12 protein-coding genes are annotated in these 20,772 nt (G+C 41.5%); 5 read left to right on the top strand and 7 right to left on the bottom strand.

Annotated elements, in window-relative coordinates; all coding sequences use genetic code 11:
* The first annotated feature begins 81 nt into the window (after positions 1 to 81).
* The 3 genes from GGQ60_RS08450 to GGQ60_RS08440 all read left to right on the top strand — a co-directional run bounded on the left by GGQ60_RS08450 (position 82) and on the right by GGQ60_RS08440 (position 2,839).
* Entirely contained in the window at positions 82 to 831 is a 750-nt protein-coding gene (locus GGQ60_RS08450) for a hypothetical protein (protein ID WP_183762337.1), read from the top strand.
* A 384-nt stretch (positions 832 to 1,215) separates the two neighbouring features.
* Positions 1,216 to 1,815 carry a GIN domain-containing protein gene (locus tag GGQ60_RS08445; RefSeq protein WP_183762334.1) on the top strand — a complete coding sequence of 200 codons (600 nt, stop codon included), beginning with the start codon at positions 1,216 to 1,218 and terminating at the stop codon, positions 1,813 to 1,815.
* A gap of 208 nt (positions 1,816 to 2,023) precedes the next feature.
* Positions 2,024 to 2,839, top strand: a complete 816-nt coding sequence (locus GGQ60_RS08440) for an MOSC domain-containing protein (protein WP_183762330.1) — start codon at positions 2,024 to 2,026, stop codon at positions 2,837 to 2,839.
* A gap of 430 nt (positions 2,840 to 3,269) precedes the next feature.
* On the opposite strand, the gene GGQ60_RS08435 is transcribed toward GGQ60_RS08440, so the two are convergent.
* The 7 genes from GGQ60_RS08435 to GGQ60_RS08405 form a co-directional block, all read right to left on the bottom strand.
* Positions 3,270 to 5,123 carry a glycoside hydrolase family 2 protein gene (locus GGQ60_RS08435; RefSeq protein ID WP_183762327.1) on the bottom strand — a complete coding sequence of 618 codons (1,854 nt, stop codon included), beginning with the start codon at positions 5,121 to 5,123 and terminating at the stop codon, positions 3,270 to 3,272.
* Positions 5,124 to 5,472: 349 nt separating this feature from the next.
* A complete protein-coding gene (locus GGQ60_RS08430) occupies positions 5,473 to 6,552 on the bottom strand; it encodes a glycoside hydrolase 5 family protein (RefSeq protein WP_221235916.1) in 1,080 nt (359 codons plus the stop codon).
* A gap of 28 nt (positions 6,553 to 6,580) precedes the next feature.
* Positions 6,581 to 7,603 carry a glycoside hydrolase family 43 protein gene (locus GGQ60_RS08425; protein WP_183762324.1) on the bottom strand — a complete coding sequence of 341 codons (1,023 nt, stop codon included), beginning with the start codon at positions 7,601 to 7,603 and terminating at the stop codon, positions 6,581 to 6,583.
* A 122-nt stretch (positions 7,604 to 7,725) separates the two neighbouring features.
* Entirely contained in the window at positions 7,726 to 8,706 is a 981-nt protein-coding gene (locus GGQ60_RS08420) for a glycoside hydrolase family 43 protein (RefSeq protein WP_183762320.1), read from the bottom strand.
* A 158-nt stretch (positions 8,707 to 8,864) separates the two neighbouring features.
* Positions 8,865 to 9,566: a DUF3823 domain-containing protein gene (locus GGQ60_RS08415; protein WP_183762317.1), complete on the bottom strand. Its 702-nt coding sequence runs from the start codon at positions 9,564 to 9,566 to the stop codon at positions 8,865 to 8,867.
* A gap of 14 nt (positions 9,567 to 9,580) precedes the next feature.
* Complete coding sequence (locus tag GGQ60_RS08410; protein WP_183762314.1) at positions 9,581 to 11,485, bottom strand: RagB/SusD family nutrient uptake outer membrane protein; 1,905 nt, start codon at positions 11,483 to 11,485, stop codon at positions 9,581 to 9,583.
* A gap of 19 nt (positions 11,486 to 11,504) precedes the next feature.
* Entirely contained in the window at positions 11,505 to 14,708 is a 3,204-nt protein-coding gene (locus tag GGQ60_RS08405; RefSeq protein ID WP_183762312.1) for a SusC/RagA family TonB-linked outer membrane protein, read from the bottom strand.
* Positions 14,709 to 16,025: 1,317 nt separating this feature from the next.
* Here GGQ60_RS08405 and GGQ60_RS08400 point away from each other — a divergent pair.
* Together GGQ60_RS08400 and GGQ60_RS08395 are read left to right on the top strand one after the other, a co-directional pair.
* Positions 16,026 to 19,196: a ligand-binding sensor domain-containing protein gene (locus GGQ60_RS08400; RefSeq protein WP_183762309.1), complete on the top strand. Its 3,171-nt coding sequence runs from the start codon at positions 16,026 to 16,028 to the stop codon at positions 19,194 to 19,196.
* Positions 19,181 to 20,005 carry a response regulator transcription factor gene (locus tag GGQ60_RS08395; protein ID WP_183762306.1) on the top strand — a complete coding sequence of 275 codons (825 nt, stop codon included), beginning with the start codon at positions 19,181 to 19,183 and terminating at the stop codon, positions 20,003 to 20,005. The genes GGQ60_RS08400 and GGQ60_RS08395 overlap by 16 nt, the downstream gene beginning before the upstream one ends.
* The last annotated feature ends 767 nt before the right edge of the window (positions 20,006 to 20,772 follow it).

Raw genomic sequence — 20,772 nt, 5'->3', positions numbered from 1 at the left:
ATCTTGCTGAACGATAAATTTGATTTTCTCCGTTTCATTCTATAAATTGAGCCGGGTCTTGTCCAAACTCCATTAACCGTTATGAAAAGGTATCTTTTTATTGTCCTTTTAGCCATCTCTTTTTCAGTTCAGGCACAGTCTAATACCGGAAACTACAAATACATCATCGTGCCCGAGAAATTCAGTTTTCTTAAGCAGGTTAACCGATACGGCTTGAATACCCTCATCAAGACATTTTTTGAGGAAAAAGGCTTTACGGTGTATTTTGATAATGCAGAAATACCCCAGGAAATTGCAACCGACAGGTGTAAGGCCCTGGCAGCAGATCTGCAGGAAAACAATACCATGTTTGTGACGAACGTTACCCTTTTGCTTAAAGATTGCAGGGGGGCAGTAGTAATGAAGAGCAAGCCTGGCAAAAGCAGGGAGAAAGAATATGAAACCTCCTATAATTTGGCATTGAAAGATGCTTTGACCTCCTTTAACGATTTTAAATATGTTGCAGGCAACCCTTCAGTGGTAAGCAACCAGGCACCAACCAACGCAAACGCAGAGGTTAAAACAACACCTTTACCTGTTAATCAGCCGGTTGCGGCCAAAACAGAAGCACAAGAAGCACTGTTGTATGCACAGCCCATCAGCAATGGCTACCAACTGATAGATGCAACGCCTAAAATCATCATGACCCTGCTAAAAACCTCAGTTGAGGATTGTTATATTTCGAACAGCGGGAGTATGAATGGTATCGTTATAAAAAAGAATGGTAATTGGTTTTTCGAGTATTACAAAAACAATGTGCTTGTATCGGAAAAACTATCAATTAAATTTTAGTCATCCTGAACCGTTAGGGTGACCTTTCGACCATAATTGAAATATCTTTACGTTTCAATCGCTATACTTTGTCCAAAGGTAGCAGTCTTATCCACTATCTTTCTCCTAATTGGAGGTCTCGATCTTGCTGCTCAAAGCCTTAAACTACTAACATATTGTTATCATTCCGGAATTTTAAGTGAGCCCTCATCCGGAAAATCAACCTGTCTGCATAGATTTATCCGGAAAAATGAATGCTTTTTCGCCCGGTTTTTATACCCGTTCGTCGAGAATTAAGCTGCGTTGGTATAATTGAGGATTTTCTGCTGCAACGTTTTGTATTTAGGGGCGTCTTATCTACAAAACAATCACAAAATATTAATTAAAAATATAAATAAAAGCATTATGAAAACTTCAATCAAAACCCTAACAAAATCAGTATTGGCAGCTATCGTTTTAAGTTCTGCTATTTTCTCAACAAGTGTAATGGCAAGCGAGAAACAGCCAGTTAAAATGTCGGCACCTAAAAACATCGGTCAGGTTATTGTAAGTGGAAATGTAGAAATTACATTGGTGCAAGGGAAAAAAGAAGGTGTAAGTTACAATGAAGACAATACCGGTAAAGTAAAAGTGATCCAGGATGGACATGCTCTAAAAATCAGTTCGGCTGATGGCAATACCGCTAAGATTACCGTTTATGTAAACAACATTTATAGAATACAGGCTTCTGAAAATGCAGTGGTAAAAACTGCAGGTAAATTGGATTCGAAATACCTTCAATTATTCTTAAAAGGAGATGCCGTTGCCGAGATCAATTCAGATACAGAAAACTTATACACTGTAATTGAAGGTCGTGCAGATTTAAAATTAAGCGGTGCTACCGGAGAACATATCTTAGTAATGGGAACTACGCCAAAATTAAATTTAGACGGGTTTGCTGCAATGAAAACAAAAATGAGTTCGCCGGTAACCGGTACTGAACAAACGGCCTCATTAGCAAAATAAGTTCCTTAACCAAACAGAAAGGGCGGCAAAATAATTTTGCCGCCCTTTCTGTTTTCAACGGTTATTCAACATCCAAAAGCCCATCGCTTGCCGCTTTGGCTTAATGGTAAAAACAGGTTGATAATTTCAGTTTACTTCTTTAATCCACCTTAATCATTTTCACCCACATTATTAGATAAATCCAGACGTGTTTTTTTACCTTTAAAGCATGAACAAGTTTGTCCTTTCCGAAATCAATATTTACCCCATCAAATCGCTTGGCGGCATAAGTTTACAAAAGGCAAAACTCGAAGAAAGAGGCCTGCAATATGATAGAAGATGGATGCTCGTTGATGAGGAAGGTATATTTATCACCCAACGGAAACATGGTAAGCTGGCCCTGTTGCAGGTAAATATAGCTGGTGGTAAATTAAGCATTGCTCATAAAACATTACCTGAGCAAAACATTTCTTTCTCACTGGATGAAGATACGGGAGAGCAGGTTTCGGTTATCATCTGGAACGATACCACTACGGCACTTGAAGTAAATAAAGCGGTAAGCAATTGGTTTTCAGCCTTCCTGGAGTTTAAAGTTAGGTTGGTAAAAATGCCAGAAACTGAAAAGAGAATGGTTGACCGGGATTATGCTTTCAATAATGAAATTGTAAGCTTTGCCGATGGTTACCCTTGCCTGATTATAGGTCAGTCTTCGCTTAACGGACTAAATGAAAAGCTCTTAGAACCAATCCTTATGGACCGCTTTCGTCCGAATTTTGTTTTTACTGGCGGGGAGCCGCATATCGAAGACCGTTTTAAAACATTTTACATCGGCGGGGTGCTGTTTTCAGCAGTAAAACCATGCGCAAGGTGTGTGCTCACTACGATCGATCAACAAACCGGGGAAAAAGGGCAAGAACCGCTAAGAACACTGGCCGGCTACCGGACAATAGGCAAAAAAATCATGTTCGGACAGAACCTGCTTCATCATCATTTAGGTAGCCTACAGGTTGGTGATGAGCTGAAGGTTAAAAATTGGAAGGACTGAGTGAAGAATTAGTGCAATTAAGGTGATTATCCAACGGAAGATAGCGTTTTTTTTTATGAATTAATGGTTCTTGGGCAATGTAAGGCCAATACAACGAATACCGCTTAAAGGTACTTGCTGGCAGGCAACATCGGCCGAAGTTAACCTAAACTAAACTCAAAATGAACCCTGGCTTTACCTTTCAGGTAATGAATGAGGTAAGGCCAGGGTAAAGAATTGGTAAGCATGGGGTTAACCTGGGGTTAACTTGGTGTACAGAAAAGGTAAGCAAAAGGTAAACGAAAGGTAGAGAAAAGGTAAAGAATAGGTAGAGAAGGGTAAACAAGGGGGTAGAGAAAGGTAAACAAAACTCCGCTGCCATTTGCTTAAAAATCATTAGCCCGGATTGCTATACAGGCTAATGATTTAGTAATGTACAGGTTGATATAGTTTATTGCTTCACCGGCACACTGATCTGATCAAGTTTATCATGCAACGCTTTCATCTGCGCTTCCGAAAACTTAATATCTTTTCTGTCATAGGTCATCAAACCATTGGTTTCTACTTCTACATCGGTAGTTTGGGTATACACTCCGGCAGAAAGCCCCAGGGGGATTAATTCTGCCAAACGTTTCATAAACTGGGCATATTTATTAAACAGATCCGTTTTGTTCTTAAAACTCTGATAACCCCAGTTATTCTTCTGTTGCCACACATGGCCATCAATAGGAAGACCAAGTCCCCCAAACTCACCAAGTACAAGGGCATAGTCTTTTCCAAAATAATCAGGACTCGGCATGGCCGGATGTGGGTAATTGTGCAGGTCGATCATATCGCCTACCGGATAAAAATTACCTCCACTGGCCGTATTGACTAACCTTGAAGGATCTTTCTCTTTTGTCCATTTGGCAATTTCTACGGTTTTAAACTGGCCCCAAGCCTCGTTAAAAGGTGTCCATACTACGATTGAGGGTACATTATAAAGTGCATCGATAATGGCATTCCACTCTTTTTTGTAATATCCTTCAGATTCGGCACTTCTGTTTTTATCCGATCCATGATCTAAAATACCCGGGCGGTTTTCCCAGCCGTTACCCAGGTCGCCACTTGGCATGTCCTGCCAAACCAACATACCTGCTTTATCGCAATAGTAATACCAGCGTGCAGGCTCCACTTTAATGTGTTTTCTAATCATGTTAAAACCCATTTCCCTGGTTTTATCTATATCGAACTTCAAGGCTGCATCTGTTGGCGCGGTATAAAGCCCATCCGGCCACCAGCCCTGATCTAACGGGCCATACTGAAAAACAAACGCATTGTTTAACAGCATGCGCTGAATACCATTCTGATCTTTACCTATGGAGGTTTTGCGCATGGCAAAATAACTCTTCACTTCATCTACCGTTTTATTGTTAGCAATCAGCTCAACTTTAAGGTCGTATAGAAATGGATTTTTAGGATCCCAGAGTTTTGGGTTCGCAATTTTTAAACGGATGGCGCCATTGCCACCGGCGATCTGTTCAGCCACTTTTGTCGTACCATCCCATGCCGAAACCTTAACCTGGTTGCCTGCACCGGCCCCTGCTAAAATTGGCGTAACCGCCACCGTTTGCTGATCGATATCCGGTGTTATTTTAATATGATCGATATGTACTTTATTTACGGCTTCAATCCATACCGTCTGCCAGATGCCGGTTACAGGGGTATACCAGATACCTTCCGGTTTTTTCACCTGTTTTCCCCTTGGCTGAGGCCCCTCATCAGTTGGGTCCCAGACTTCTACCGTTAAAGTTTGATTTCCGTTCTTGTTTAAAAATGGAGTAATGTTAAAACTGAAAGGATCGAAACCGCCTTCATGTTTACCCACCTCTTTACCGTTGATGCTCACGGTGCTCCTCCAGTCAACGGCACCGAAATGAAGCAAAATTTCTTTGCCTTTCATATTTGCAGGCACAGTAAAGCTGGTTTTATACCAAAGCAGGCTATCTTTACCAACCGTTTTACCCACACCTGAAAGTGCAGATTCTACAGCAAATGGCACTAAAATTTTTCCTTGGTTAATGGCCGGGCGCCCTGATTTTTCGGAAATGGCGTAATCCCAAAGGCCATTTAAGTTTTTCCAGTTACCCGTTCGCTCAAACTGAGGGCGGGGATATTCTGGCAATACATTTTTAGGATTAACTTCCTGTGCCCATGGTGAAGAGATTTTCCCTTTTACCATTGACCATGATTTGTTTTGCTGCTGTGCAGAAAGGGATAGCGATAGGCCCAGCAGCGATAAAATAATAGATACTTTTTTATTCATTTGTTTACAATTGGTGTGTTTAGGTTTGGTTAGGCAAAGTCGTCATTAATATTAACCTTATACAATAAATTCACCCTCCGTATGGCAATATTCTTAGTTTCTGATGACTCAAATGTCTTCGACTCCGCTACCCTTGACAGCCCCCGCAGATGAATCGTCTTTTCGACTGGAGCGTGCCGATTTTTCATCGGTAGCGAAATGGAGAAATCTATAGTGACAGATTTAGCTTCGCGGAGCACTCCGTGGTTCTCGACTGCGTTGCACTTCGCTCGAAATGACGACTCCTGAGAGGACTGTCAATCATATTGATTTTTATACAATAAATTCCTCCTCAGACTGACCATTATGTTTATTTGTTATTAAGTTTTTTAATCAGGTTAACCTCATCCAGGCGGTATGGGGTACCATCAGGCTGAAAGATTTCGTGAAACCACTCAACCGGTTCAGATCCATCGGCAAGTGGGGTATCCCAGGCATACTTGGTATTGGTTTTACCGGCAGCAAAACCCCAGTTTATAGCGCCAACATTTTCATTTTTTAGCATTGGCAAAATGTTAGCAAAACGGCTATTGCGCGATCGGGCCATATATTCGGTGCAGATTAATGGCCTGCCGCTGGCTTTTAACAGATCGATGGTTCTTTGATGCCAGTCTGGAGCCTCATAGTTATGGTAGGTTACAATATCTGAGTTGGCCAGTTGTATTTCGTTAAGCTTTTCGAAGCCCCAGCTCCACAATCCGATAGAAATAGGCTGATCCGGATTAACCGACCTTGCCCAGCTGATGGTTTTGGTTAACAAAGGTATGGTGGCTTCTAACTTTCCGCTGTTTCCAGGTTCATTGTATAAATCCCAAAGTAAAATTCTTTTATCGTGGGCAAAATGGCCAAGTACATCTTTCACATATTTTTCGAGTTCAGCAAAATTTGCTTCTTCTTTAAAAGCAGGATCGCCAGGATCCTGCAGCCATCCCGAGTTGTGAACACCCGTTTTAGGTTCGGGCTGTTTACCAATGGCCGAAGTTTTATTCCAGCAATCGTCAAAAAAGACAAACATAGGTTTAATACCGTGTTTTTGGGTAATGGTTAAAAATTGATCCATTCTCTTTTTAAAACCTTCAGGGTCCTGGCTCCAGGCTTTACTGAATAGGAATACGCGCAGCGTATTAAAACCAATTCCTTCGGCCCAGCCCAGTTCCTTATCGATCAGATCGGGCGAAAAAGTATCGGCCTGCCACATTTCCAACTGGTTAATGGCATTAGAAGGAATATAGTTTGCACCGGTTAACCATTGATGTTCTTTGTACCAGGCATTGGCTTTTTCTATTGACCAAACCTTTGCAGGTTCGGTGTTTTTTTTTGTTTTTTGTGCAAAGCCCATACTGATGTTAAAGCTCAATACAGCAATTAGTGCATAGTTTTTTAAATTCATATCGGTATTTATCTGGTTATTTTTTATTTCAGTTTGATGGTGATGTTAAGCTTAACCCTGCTTTTACCGGCGTTCCAAAATTTGGTGTTCCATCGGCATTCCAGCTAAACTTTTGGGCCCGGGGCGAGCGGAAACCTCCGCAGCCCTGGCCCGGTTTATCATTGGCGTGATATAGGATCCAATCTTCTTTTCCATCCGGCGACTTGAAAAACGAGTTATGGCCCGGTGCATAAACACCGTCTTTTGGTGATTGCTGAAAAACAGGTTGATCTGATTTTGTCCAGGAAGCAGGGTCGAGCAGATTACTTTTAGCCGAAGCGGATAGCATACCTAAAGCATAAAAATCTGTCCAACAGCCACTGGCAGAATAAATGATAAATATTTTATCGCCGTGCAGCAAAAACTGAGGCCCTTCATTTACATCAACATGTGCTCCCCCACCAAGGTCTCCAATTTTTTCCCAGCTAAATTTGGGTGTAGAAATCTTTACCCGCTTGCCTGCTACTGTCCAGGGGTTTTTAAGCCTGGCAATGAAAATTTCCTGCTTTCCGTTCTCATCTCCCTCCCATCCCGACCATATCATATACAACTGACCTTTAAAATCGATCACATCGCCATCAATAGCCCATTTATCAGTCGGATCGGCAATTTTGCCTTTAAATATCCACGCTCCTTTCATCGGGTCGGCCGAAGCATTTTCTAAGACATACATACGATGGTTTTCGTTTTTTCCATCATCTGCGGCAAAATAGGCGTACCATTTCCCCCTTAAAAACATCACTTCCGGCGCCCAGATTTCTTTACTGTACAAGGTGCCTGCAGGTGCACGCCAAATGGTTTTTCGCTCCGCATCTTTTAAACCATCCAAGGTTTTGGTTTTCCAAAGGTCTACCCGGTTGCCGGTGGTGTGGGTATAATAATAATAACCATCTTTATAATAACTGTAAGGATCGGCACCCGATGATAATAAGGGATTGGTAAATGTTTGCGCATATGAACCTGCTATCTGTAACAGGCACAAAATGGTAAACAGGTATTTTATTTTCAACATATTCATTTAAAATCTCGTATTCTATATTTTTCAATAAGCGGTATTTGTTAATTTTAAAAAAAGGGATTTTTTCTCTTAAATCTGCTCAATTTTATCTCAATATTTCTACAAATGCAATCAATTTAATTCTGGAATGCTTTTGCCTTACCTTGCATTAAATACCGAAAACTTTCAGTGTCGATCTGCATACGGTAACTGCCGTGTTTGTCTTTTACAAAACCAGCCTTTACAATAGCAGTAGCCCTTGGCGATACTTGGTAATTGGAATGATGGGTATGAAAAACATATTGTAATGCTCCCTTTTTATCGGTAAAAAAATCGCCATGCCCCGTGCCGTTTATTTGCAATAACGTTTTACTGATAATGGGATTACCTGCATATTTTAACCATGGCCCTCCGGGCGAGCCTGAGGTAGCATAACCCATAGCATAATCGGGATTTCTGAAATCGTTTGCAGAATAAAACAGATAATAAAGATTGTTCTTTTTAATTACCGTTGGTCCTTCGGTTACCGGCCAATCTGTTTTTGCCGTATTTTCCCAGGCTTCAGTTCCTGCTAAACAAAACTTTGTTGTTCCGGGGATTACATCCGAAAAATCATCCTTCAGTTCTGCTACAAAAATCCGATTACCGTGGTCGAGCTTCACATGATAGAGGTAATTTTTCCCATCGGCATCGGTAAATACAAATGGATCGATCTGTTTCCCGGTACCAGCTATTGCTTTTAATTCTTGCTGTATGAAAGGGCCTGTTGGGCGATCACTATGGGCAATTGCAATCTGCTCATCAGCGGTATAGGCCATAAAATAGGTTTTACCTCTTTTAAATACCTGTGGGGCCCAAAAACCTTTACTGCCAAAGGCATCGCCTTTTTTTAGTGCAAACCCATTATTTTCCGACTTCTTGTTCCAGGTTTTAAGGTCGTTTGACGAATAAACCAAAAAACCCTGATCGCTGCTGGTACCATACAAATAGTAAACGCCATTATCTAAGAAAATCGAGGGATCGGCTAAATAAATGGTATCGTTTAATTGCCTGGCAAACACATTTTTACCGATAGAAAATAGGAAGAAGCTTAAAAAAAAGGTAAAAAGATATTTCATTTAACAGTGATGAGCTAAGGGTAAGATATTGATTATTAACAATACTTCGATTGATCGTCATTCCCAACTTGATTGGGAATCTTGTGCGTAATGTTTAGATTGGTTACACTAGCATTAAGATTCCCGCCTGCGCGGGAATGACGATACTATTAAAAGAATTAAAAACTTAATTTGCTTACAGGTGTAAAAATCAAATCGTCTACGCCTGCAATTTTAACCCCTATCCTGGCAAAAACATAGTTTTGCGCAGGTACAATTGCCGGGATATTTACGCTCATGCTTAAGTTATTGAGGTCGGCAATAGCTGCACCGGTAAGCTGTTGTATCGCGATATTATTGCCCCCATCTACAAACTGAGTTTTATTGATATATAGTGATACGCTTTCTATATCCTTTGCATTGGCATCTGTAATGATTTTTTCCAGTTTGCAGGATCCATTCACTTTCCCGGAAGCAGCTGTTAAACTGGCATTGCGGATCATATAATAAGGCATTACTTCTATATCCATTGCCTTGCTACCGCTAATATTTACGACTATGGTATCCTGTTTACCGGCTGCATTCTTTTTCCATAAAAATGGTCCCTGGTTTGGTGAGAACACCAATTTATAGTCCCCGTCAAATAACTTGGCCGAATAATGGCCATCCTGGCTTACATTTACCTTTAACGCTGAATAATTACCAAAGCCCGACTGCCAGAGTTCGAAATTGACCTGGCCGTACTCCACGTTGATAGCTTCGCCCTTATATACGATCCTCCCTGTAAAATCGGCCGAAGGTGCCTCATAATTATCCTTTTTACAAGAGGAGAAAAACATGGCTGCAATTGCCCCTATAATGAAATAAAATCTATTTTTCATATCTGTATAATTGATTATTGATTAGGGTTTCTGATAATTTTTGGGTTGCCGTTAAGTACATCCTGCCCGATTGAAGAGTAATAATTGCCAATGCGGAAACGGTGTGCCGCAGTAACACGACTAGGTTTAACCACCTTAAAAATATACTTTAAATGGTTTGCATTGCCTGGGTTATAATATTTATATGGCCACAAACCAAACACTTGCGTACTGGTGCGTGTTGCACTTCCGATATTGCTGGCATTGGTAAAATCAGCGGCAGACATGTTGTTGCCATTCCATACCTTATCAGCCAGTCTCCAACGTTTCATATCCCAAAGCTGATGACCTTCGAAAGCAAATTCTACTTTTCGTTCGTGCACAATACGGTCGAAAGTGATATTAGCCGGGCTTAATGCAGTGGTTAATCCTGCACGGTCTCTTACCGGTTTGATATAATTGGCTGCTGTAGCGGCATCACCTAATTCAAAAGCGGCTTCGGCAGCATTTAACAACACTTCGGCATAGCGGTAGCGGATCCACCATACATCGCTCCGTGTACCAATCTGGCCTGATCCTGTAGCCGGATCTAAATATTTACGCACATAAAAACCAGATTGTGCACTAAATTCTAAACCATCAACAGGCCCATCGCCACCTACTACCTGTACCGAACCCGGATTACCGGGAAGTACGTTACTTTTACTCTGCGCAAAATTATCGCCTGTTACAATTGTACCGTTGGCTAACTGATAACCCGCCCAGATATCAACTGTTTTACCTTTAAACTGTGTTCCAGGCAGAATTACCGTACCGGCTAAACGCGCATCGCGATCGGCAAAAATATCGGTAATATTGGTATAATAAACCGGATTTCCACTACCATCAACAGTAGCTAAAGAGGCATAGGTATTATCTAGTTTCTCGAAAGACTGAACCAGGTTTAATGATGGATTTAACCTTCCGCCCTGTGCTTCCTCGGCAGAAGAGCGGGGTTGGTTATCGATGGTAAAACCATGTACCTTATTGGTTTTTAATTTAAAATCTTTGGCAAATATTACTTCCGGATTGCTGCCTTTATCGGTAAAGAGGGCTGCAAAATTATCAGACAGGTTTGGGTTCTTTTTGTAAAGTGAATATTTACCACCATCTATAATTTCTTTGGCCGCATTTAAAGCTTTGGTAAAATAACCATTAGCCATTGCTGCAGGTATGCCCACCTCCCCACCAGGAAGGGTTAACTGGGCATTGCTATATTTTGCAATAGAACCGGCATATAGCGCAGCCCTCGATTCCATAGCCAGGGCCGCAGCTTTTGTAGCCCTGCTCTGAATGGTTGCATTATCCGGAAGCACTGTTTTAATGGCTTCCAATTCGGCAATCACAAAATCATAAATTTCAGATTCCTTTGATCTTGGGTATTGCAGATAACCTGGATCTCCGCTATAATCATAGGCCAGTGGAACAGTGATCAAAGGAACGCCGCCCATTCTTTTTACCATTTCGAAGTATACCCCAGCCCTGATAAAACGTGCCTCAGCTAAAAAACGGTTGCGGTCTTCGGCTTTTAAAGCTGTAGCTTCCTGCCCACGTTTAATAAACAGGTTCAGGTCGTTTACCAGTCGATAAACATTGATGTCCCAATACCCCCATGAGTCGTACCCATACTCTAAATTCTGGTGGCGAAAATAATCTCCACTTGCCGAAGCAAAGCCCTCATCAAAATCGGCAAATAACCACCACGATTCGATACGTTGAAAATCAGGGAAACGATCATACAGATCGCCAACCACAGTAAGCACCAGGTTGGGGTCTTTCCACACCGCATCAATCGGCAGGGTACTGGTAGGTTGCTTATCCAAAAATTCGGAATCTTTTTTACATGACTGCGCAAAACTTAAACAGGCAATGGCAGCGAACGCGTATATATATTTTTTCATTTGATTAGTCTTTTTCATGTTAAAGCGATAATTTAAGACCGATGTTAAAAAACTTGTTCTGCGGATACTGTAAGCCATTATCGTCGGCAATTTCAGGATCTACGCCATAGTCTTTGAGGTTATCTATCGAGAACAGGTTGTACCCGTTTACATATACCCTTGCGTTCTGGATCTTAATTTTTTCTGCCCATCTTTTTGGCAAGGTATAGCCAATCTCCAGTGTACGCGCCCTCAGGTACCTCACGTTGTGTAGCCAGAAAGTCGAATTTCGGGTATTGTTACTGTGGTCGCGGTCGTTAAAACGGATGGCCGGATATTTACCAGCCACCCACGCACTGTTCAGGTTAAAAGGATCGGTACGGTGCCAGCTGTCATCAGCAAAATTCTGCAGTAAAGCGCCTCCGTTCTGGAATGCCCAGCGCTGCTCCCAGTTCTGGTTCCATGAATACATCGCTCCGCCAGAAAAATCGGCGGTAAAATCGAAGTTCTTATAAGAACCACCAATGGTAAATCCAAAGCCTACATTGGGTTGCCCTGTTGTGGTATAACCTATTGGCCTTTCATCTAAACCGTCAATAATACCATCACCATTCTGATCTTTGTAAATTAAATCGCCAGGCAATAAAGAGCGGTTACCTTTTCCATCAATATTCACTTTGTAGTTATTAATCTCCTCGATACTCTGAAACTGACCGGTTACTTCATAACCCCAAAAAATATCGGCATATCTATCGGTGCCATTACTTCTGTAATTCTCCCACGAGTTGCCAAAACGCGGCTTATATCTTTCCAAAAGTTTCTTTCTGCTAATGGAAATGTTTCCACCCACATTGTAATTAAACTCGCCGATTTTATCCCGGTAGTTTAAAGAAAACTCCCCGCCAAACTGTGCATCGCTTTCCAGGTTCTCAACATTTAATGGGTATCCCAGTTCAATCGGAACAACTACATCGTTTTTAATGGCCGGTAAGCCAGAACGTTTTCTATAAAAATAATCTGCTGTTCCGGAAAGTTTACTGCCGAACATCGAAAAATCGAGGCCAATATCTGTGATTTTGCTTTTAAACCAGCTTAGGTTATTAATAATAGGGCCTTTATCCCTGGATGTGGTAATATTTTTTCCATCTAATATCACACTGCCCTGATTGTAATTATAACCCGGGATATAAGCAAAGGGATCGATACCCACATCATCATCCCCAAGCTGCCCGTAAGAAGCACGAAGCTTCAGGTCATTCAAGATATTGCTTTCGCCCAAAAGCGATTTCATAAATTTTTCTTGCGTAATTCTCCATCCAATGGATGCTGATGGGAAATAACCCACACGTCTGTCTGGCGCAAACTTCCATGAAGCATCTCTGCGGCCAGAAAGCTCCAGGTAATATTTATTGTCGTAATTGTAGTTTATCCTGCCCACATAGCCAATACGGGCCTGCTCTTCCTGTATGTCGGCAAAATCCTGTCCATCCATATCTGCAAACTGCAGCACGGGCAAAATATTGGTTTGTGGTACCGCGTGCTGAAAGGTATAGGTTCTAAAGCGGTCTAAACGCTCGGCCACCAATACGGCACCTACAGTATGTTTGCCAAAGGTACGGTTATAATTGGCCTGGAGCTGATAGGTATTGGTGTATACTTTCTCGTTTCTACGCTCTCTGTAAGGATTTGAACTTCCCACTTTTTCTTCATAAATACCTGTTTCCGGATGATAGGTATATACATTATAGGTATACTCATGCCCGTTGATCACGTTATCGGCGATGTAATAAGAATATAAACCTTTTATTTCCAGGCCTTTTACAGGTGTTTCGTAAGATGCCGATAAATTGGTTTGCAAAACCCTCCAGTCTGATTTCCAGTATCCGGTTAAAGCCTTACTCTGCACGGCAAACTGCTCGGTATTGTGCCCAATATCGTTCGGGTAATTTGGATTGCCATTGGCATAAGCCTGTTCGGTTGGCCTGTTTCTTAATAATGCAAAACGGGCAGCCCAGTAATCATCTCCACCTGGTACGCCTGGCTGATCGCGACTTTCGATACGACCATTAATCAGCATGCCCACCTTAAAACGGTCGGTTATTTTAGCTTCGATATTACTTTGGATATTGGTCCGGTTGAAATCGAATTCACGCGCAGTGCCGTATACCCCTTTCTGATCTAACCGGGTAGCAGAAAAGTAATAATTTACCCGTTCGCTTCCGCCTGAGGCACTTAAATTTACTGAAGATTGCGGTGCGTTCGGCGCAATAATAATATCTTTCCAGTTCTGGCTCTGGTAACCATATTCAGTACCCGCTTTCCATTTATCCAGCTCGGCCTGTGTAATATCTGTTCTTCCGTTCTGGTTCATTTCTGCCGTGGCTTTACCTAACATCCATTGATAAGCGTCAGTTGTTTCGGGAAAACGAACCCAGTTTTGCCAGCCGGTGTAAGCATCCACACTAAAGGTATTACGCGTACTGTTTTTACCCCTTTTAGTGGTCACCAAAATTACACCGTTTGATGCCCTGCTGCCGTAAATAGCTGCCGATGCATCTTTAAGCACACTGATACTTTCGATATCGTTAGGGGAGATATTATTAAACTGTCCGGCATCTTGTTGAATGCCATCGATAACATAAAGCGGGTTACCCATGTTACGGATCTGGATATTGGCACTGGAGCCTGGTCTTCCGTCGGGCATCCTGAAAGATACACCTGGTAGCTTTCCGGCCAGGCCTGTACTTACGGTAGAGCCGCCATGCACTTTTTCGAGGTCTTTGCTGCTAATTGATGAAATCGCCCCTGTTATAGCCTCCTTTTTCTGCGTATTGTACCCCACTACAACAACTTCTGATAAATCGTTATCAGATGGCTTGAGTTTAACATTGATTTGCGTACGGCCGGCCAGTGCAACTTCCTGGTTAGTGTAGCCCACATAAATAAAGATCAGCGTAGCATTTTTATCGCTTACCTGAATGCTGAATTTCCCGTCGCCACCTGTTGTTACACCGGTGTTGGTACCTTTAACTTTAACACTGGCACCAACAACTGTTTCTCCTTTTTCGTCGGTTACCGTTCCGGTAACAGCCGTTTGCGCCTGGGCACGGAGTTGAAAGGAAAGTAAGATTAGCGTGATGGAAGTAAAAATAACGGAGAAGACTTTACGTTTCAAAAACATTTTTTGAAGCAAGTACCAATCCACGGATGCAAAGCCGCCATAAGAGAATAAACTTCTTTTCATATTGGGTTAGATTTGGTTAGTTAAAGAGGTAAATGGATTTAGTTCCATTTAATTCTTATCCAAAGATTCGGTTTTTCGCTTTTCAGAGGGATACGCATTTGTATCAATATTTCTTCATTTTGTCTCGATTTGTATTTAAGGAGTCTGGTTTAGCCACGGAGACTCAGCAACACGGAACATACCGCTCCATGCGTCATCCCGAGTTTAGCTCAGGGATCTTAACCACAACAGACTGGCATGATAAATAAGTCTGGGTGCAGGTATTGAATACTTATTGTACACAATAGCAGGTAATTATTATTATTTTGAAAAGGTTAAGGCAGGCCCATTTCGGTTACAGCAGTCCTGCTATCCCTTCAAGTCCTCACTCCTACTTCGTTTCGGGCTTTTCGTACTATCAGGTTTAGTTAACATAGGCTTGTAGTGCTACTGGATCAAACCACGCAGGTTTTTTACGCCGGGTTTTGCGTTAGGGATGCTAAGGATAGGTGATAGTCCTTACATAGTATTTATTTTTTTGGAAACGAGGGGCTTGGCCCATTTCGGCTACAGCAGTCCTGCTATCCCTTCAAGTCCTCACTCCTACTTCGTTTCGGGCTTTTCGTACTATCAGGTTTAGTTAACATAGGCTTGTAGTGCTGTTACATCAAACCACGCAGGTTTTTTGAGCCGGGTTTTGCGTTAGGAATAGTAAGGGTTCAGTACCGATCCTTCATCGGTACCTACCGTGTGAACACATTTTTTTGGAATAGTTTTGAGCACCATGCTAAGCTTGCTTTGAAAAACTACCGTCTTGAGCGGAGAACGCCGTCAATCCCAAGAGCCAGGGAAATCAAAAAAACAGTTGCAGTTCAGGTAAACTGGCACTAACAAACCTTAAACGCAGTGGTTTTGTGTTCATAACGATGAATCAATTTTAAAAATATATTGAACACAAAACGAAGTGCCACTGTTTTTTTGATGTGCATGGGATTGTGGAAAAGGCTCATTGCGGATTGATGAAGCGCTTTGGGTACTTTGGCGCTCCAAAGTACCATGCCACCGCGGCATAGAGCGGCAGAAATATTATAATTAATTGTGCCTACACGGAGGTTCATCGGTACCGGAGCATAGCGCAGCCCTGAAAAGCCCGACCTTTGCGCAGCTTTGGGAACGCCCTGATCAGTTGGCAGTTGGCGATTTATAGTTTTCAGGCCTATAAAAACTGGGGTTCTTAAACAAAATCTGTCTCAATCTTTCTACTTATCTGCTCAAATTTAAATTAGCCTGAAAGCAAAGCATTTCTTTAATATATTTGATGCAACTGACCAAAATATCTTGAAAAAACTCTTCATCCTTTTATGTCTGTTATTTTCGGTCCACCGGCTTTGGGCACAGCCTTACTATTTTAGGCATTACCAGGTAGAAAACGGGCTTTCTAACAATACAGCATTTTGCAGTGTACAGGATGGAAATGGTTTTATGTGGTTTGGCACTAAAGATGGCCTAAACCGCTTTGATGGTTATTCTTTTAAAACCTATCGCCATGATCCGGATCAGGCGGGCAGTTTAGGCAACGATTTAATTTATGCGCTCCACCACGACCAGGAACAAACACTTTGGGTAGGCACCAACAGTGGTGTATACCAATATAACCCTGCAAAAGAAAGCTTTGCCATTATTAAAGAAACTAAAGGAATGCGGATTATCGACCTGGCCAGCGATCAGCGTGGAAATTTATGGATCTTATCTTCGTTCAAAATATATTTATACCAAAAGCGAACTAAGAAAATGCAGGCCTTTACCCATCATGCACCTTTCGATGCATCGTTGGTAACTGTTTTAAAAGATGGCAGTGTATGGATCAGCACCGGAAAGGGAACACTGGAAAAATACAATCCTGAAGCAAATCAATTTGAGCAATTTAATATTAATGGCAAAAACGCCAAAACCGAATATGGCTGGGTATCGAGAATTGCAGAAACCGAAAGCGGCAATTTATTGGTTGGCACTACCAATCAGGGCGTTAAACTCTTTAATCCGGTTACTTTAGCATCAAAAAATATAATCAGGTTAAACGACGACCAAACACCAATTTTTGTTCGCGATATCAAAAAAACAGGGCCACACGAATTTTGGATTGCCACAGAATCGGGCATTTACATTTATAATGATGAAAATGGGACGATTATCCACCTTAAAAAACAATATAACAATGATTATTCTTTAAGCGACAACGCCGTGTATACCATCTGCCTTGATCGTGAAGGTGGGGTTTGGGCGGGTACCTATTTTGGAGGTGTAAATTACTATTCGAGCCATACTTCACTGTTTACCAAATACTTTCCGCAAAAAGGTGCAAATTCGATTAGTGGAAGCGATGTAAGGGAAATTACCAGGGATGGTAACGGAAATTTCTGGATCGGGACGGAAGATGCGGGGCTGAACAAACTCGACGTAAAAACTGGCGCATTTAAACACTTTCTACCCGACGGAAAACCCGGAAGCATTGCCTATTCCAATATACACGGTTTACTGGTTGACGGCGACAAGCTCTGGGTTGGCACTTTCGAACATGGACTGGACGTTTTAGACCTGAAAACAGAAAAGGTAATTAAACATTACCAGGCAGGTGTTGGAAATACTTTACGCACCAACTTCATTGTTACTTTTTGTAAAACCCGATCAGGTGAAATATTAGTTGGAACCATTAATGGGATTTACCGTTATAACCGCAAAAAAGATGATTTCGACCCGGTTGCAGGCCTGCCATTTATTTTTTACGATTCGGTTATGGAAGATAGTAAGGGCAATATCTGGGCGGGGAGCTTTAACGATGGTTTATTTCAGTTTAACTTATCTAAACCAGGGTATGTAAATTACCGAAATATCCCGGCAGAGGCGAAAAGTTTGAGCCATAACACCGTAAACAGTATTTTTGAAGATAGCAAACAGCGTATTTGGGTAACCACTGATGGTGGCGGACTTTGCAGCTTTGATCAGAAAACGCACCAATTTAAACGTTACGGCATAAAAAACGGTTTTCCCAGCAATTACCTTTTCCGCATAGAAGAAGACGCGGCCAACAAGTTCTGGATTAGCAGCACCAGGGGCCTCATCCACTTTGATCCCACCACAGGTTTAAGTAAAACCTATACTAAAGCCAACGGATTGCTTACCGATCAGTTTAATTACAGTTCTGCCTATCAGGACGAGAAAGGCCGGATCTATTTTGGAAGCGTAAAAGGCCTGGTAAGCTTTAATCCGGCCAACTTAAAGGCAACCAAGTACAAGGCTCCGGTATTTTTAACCGGATTTCAAATCAACAGTTTAGAAACGGGCTTAAACGGCGCCGATTCTGTTGCCAATAAATCGATTCTTTATGCCGATACCATCGAACTTAACTACAACCAATCCTCTTTTAGTATCGATTTTGCTGCCTTAAGCTATCTGTCGCCCGAAATGACAGAGTATGCTTATAAAATGACCGGGCTTTATAAAAACTGGGAATATTTAAAAACCAACAGGAAGGTCTATTTTACCAAACTTGCTCCGGGCAATTACACTTTTGAGGTAAAAGCCTTGGTAGAAGGAAGCAGCAACTGGAGCACCAAAAATGTTAAGCTGCTGATCAAAATACATCCCCCTTTTTACCTCAGTCCTTTGGCTTACCTGCTTTATTTAATTGCTGCAGGAGGAATGGTTTTCTTTTTGGTGCGGAGGTACCACCGAAAAATTGCATTAAAAAACAGCAGAAGGATGGAAGTTTTTGAGCACGAAAAACAAAAAGAAATTTACCAGGCGAAGATCGAATTTTTCACCAATGTTGCCCACGAAATCAGAACACCACTCACCTTGATTATCGGTCCGATGGAGAAACTGATTAAACAGGCCGGTGCCGTACCTGCAATAGAAAAGAATTTACGGATTATGGGCCGAAACACCGATAGGCTGCTCAAATTAACCAACCAGTTATTGGATTTTAGAAAAACAGAAACCAGCGAATTTTCGTTAAACTTTGTAAAGGCCGATATTTCTGAAATATTAAAAGACATATTTCTTCAGTTCCAGCCTGCCGCAGAACAGCAAGATATTACCTATAACCTCCATTTACCTGAGAAAAAACTCCATGCCTATATCGATGTAGAGGCTTTTTACAAAATGATCAGCAATTTGGTAGATAATGCCATAAAATATGGCAAAGCCAATGTGCAAATTCGCTTATTATTGCCGGAAGGTGATAAATTTGCCGTAATCGTAAAAAATGATGGGAACAGAATCCCCGTAGAAATTAAGGACAAGATATTTGAACCTTTTTTTAGGGGCAAAGAAACAGAAATAAAGGCAGGAACCGGGATAGGTTTATCGATTTCGAAATCGCTTGCACAACTGCATAGCGGGGAGCTTTATTTAGATTTTAATGATGGTGATTTTAATATATTTGTATTAGAACTGCCTATCCATCAACTTATAGAATTTAACCTGAACGGAAAATGGAAGAAATTGTAGGCACGTTTACCATAAAAGGTACTGAAGATATGGAAAGGTCTGTAGTGTTATTGGTTGATGACAACGAAGATATCCTTGATTTCATTTCAGATGATCTGGAAGAAAAATACCATGTTCTACAGGCCAGAAATGGGTTAGAAGCCTTAGAAATATTACAACGCGAAATTGTTCAACTCATTATCAGCGACGTAATGATGCCCGAAATGGACGGTTTCGAATTTTGTGCAAAAGTTAAATCGACCCTGGAATTCAGCCACATCCCCGTTATCCTGCTGACCGCAAAAAATTCGTTGCAATCTAAAATTGAAGGTTTAGAACTGGGTGCCGATGCCTATGTAGAAAAACCCTTTTCGCCAGAATTTCTCCAGGTACAGATTTCCAGCCTGATAAAAAACAAGAACAAGATTAAGGAATATTTCTCCAGTTCCCCCCTCCTTCATCTTAAAAGCATTGCCTATTCTAAGGCAGATGAGTTGTTTTTGGAGAAATTACAGGATACCATTAATAAAAACATCAGCGATCAGGATCTGGATGTAGAACACCTTGCAGAAAAGATGAACATGAGCCGGCCAACCTTATACCGCAAAATCAAATCTATCTCTAACCTGAGTCCGAATGAACTGATCAATTTAACCAGGCTCAAAAAAGCTGCAGAGCTTTTAAATGAAGGGATATTAAAAATCTATGAAATTTCAGAAATGGTTGGTTATAGTTCTCAATCGCACTTTGGAAGAAACTTTGCCAAACAGTTCGGCATGTCGCCAACCGACTATGTAAACAGTAAAATAGCGGAGAAGAAGAAAGGATAACATCACTTAAAATTGTCATCCTGAGGCACGAAGGATCTTTTTAGTGGATGAAGAGTTATTCCAGTACATCATGCTTCTAATTATCGTGTGTTAATCGAGCGGTTTATCAATCAGAATAATTATGTAACCATAAAATACGGCATTTAAGAGATATAAGCTAAAAGTGCAAGATATAATTATCAGTCTGTTTTTTATCATCCCGAGCAGAGTTGAAGGATAATTTCCAAAATTACCTTCATTTCCATAGTGGAGAAATCTGTTAAGTTAGTTTTTTAGTGTACAGCTTTTTTTTGCATCTGCGCAGGCGCTTGCCTCGGTTAGCCACCGAAGGGCTCTTACTTTTGGCTTGATCCAAAAGTAACAAAAGATCAAGGCTTGCATCCTTCCTTGTAAAAAGCTACGGAAATCTTGACAGCGGCAGCATCGAGGCTCTTACCCTTACTTTTATCCCTCCGCTCTCGCTTGATCCAGCCTTGGACACTGGGGCATTAAGGGGAATTGCAAAGATTTTCGTGCTTTTTTCGGCGGAAATCTGCTAGGCCGGTAGTAAGGTGCAGATAGCGTAATGTATAGGAATAGTTTCTTATACGATAGTCGTCATTCTCGCGCAGGGCGTGAATCTTAATGCTTTCGCTCGGTCTTACCTCATTATTTTCTGTGACAGCGATCAATCCGTCATTTCCTGAAGCAACGAGAAACAGAGAAAATCTAAACGAAATAGGTCTCTCCGCTACATTACATTCTGGAGATGACGAGTACCTTGTTAA

The organism is Pedobacter zeae, from assembly GCF_014196715.1.
Lineage (GTDB): Bacteria > Bacteroidota > Bacteroidia > Sphingobacteriales > Sphingobacteriaceae > Pedobacter > Pedobacter zeae.
Note: the sequence above shows the minus strand (reverse complement) of the source record. Positions and strands in the feature narration are given on the sequence as shown.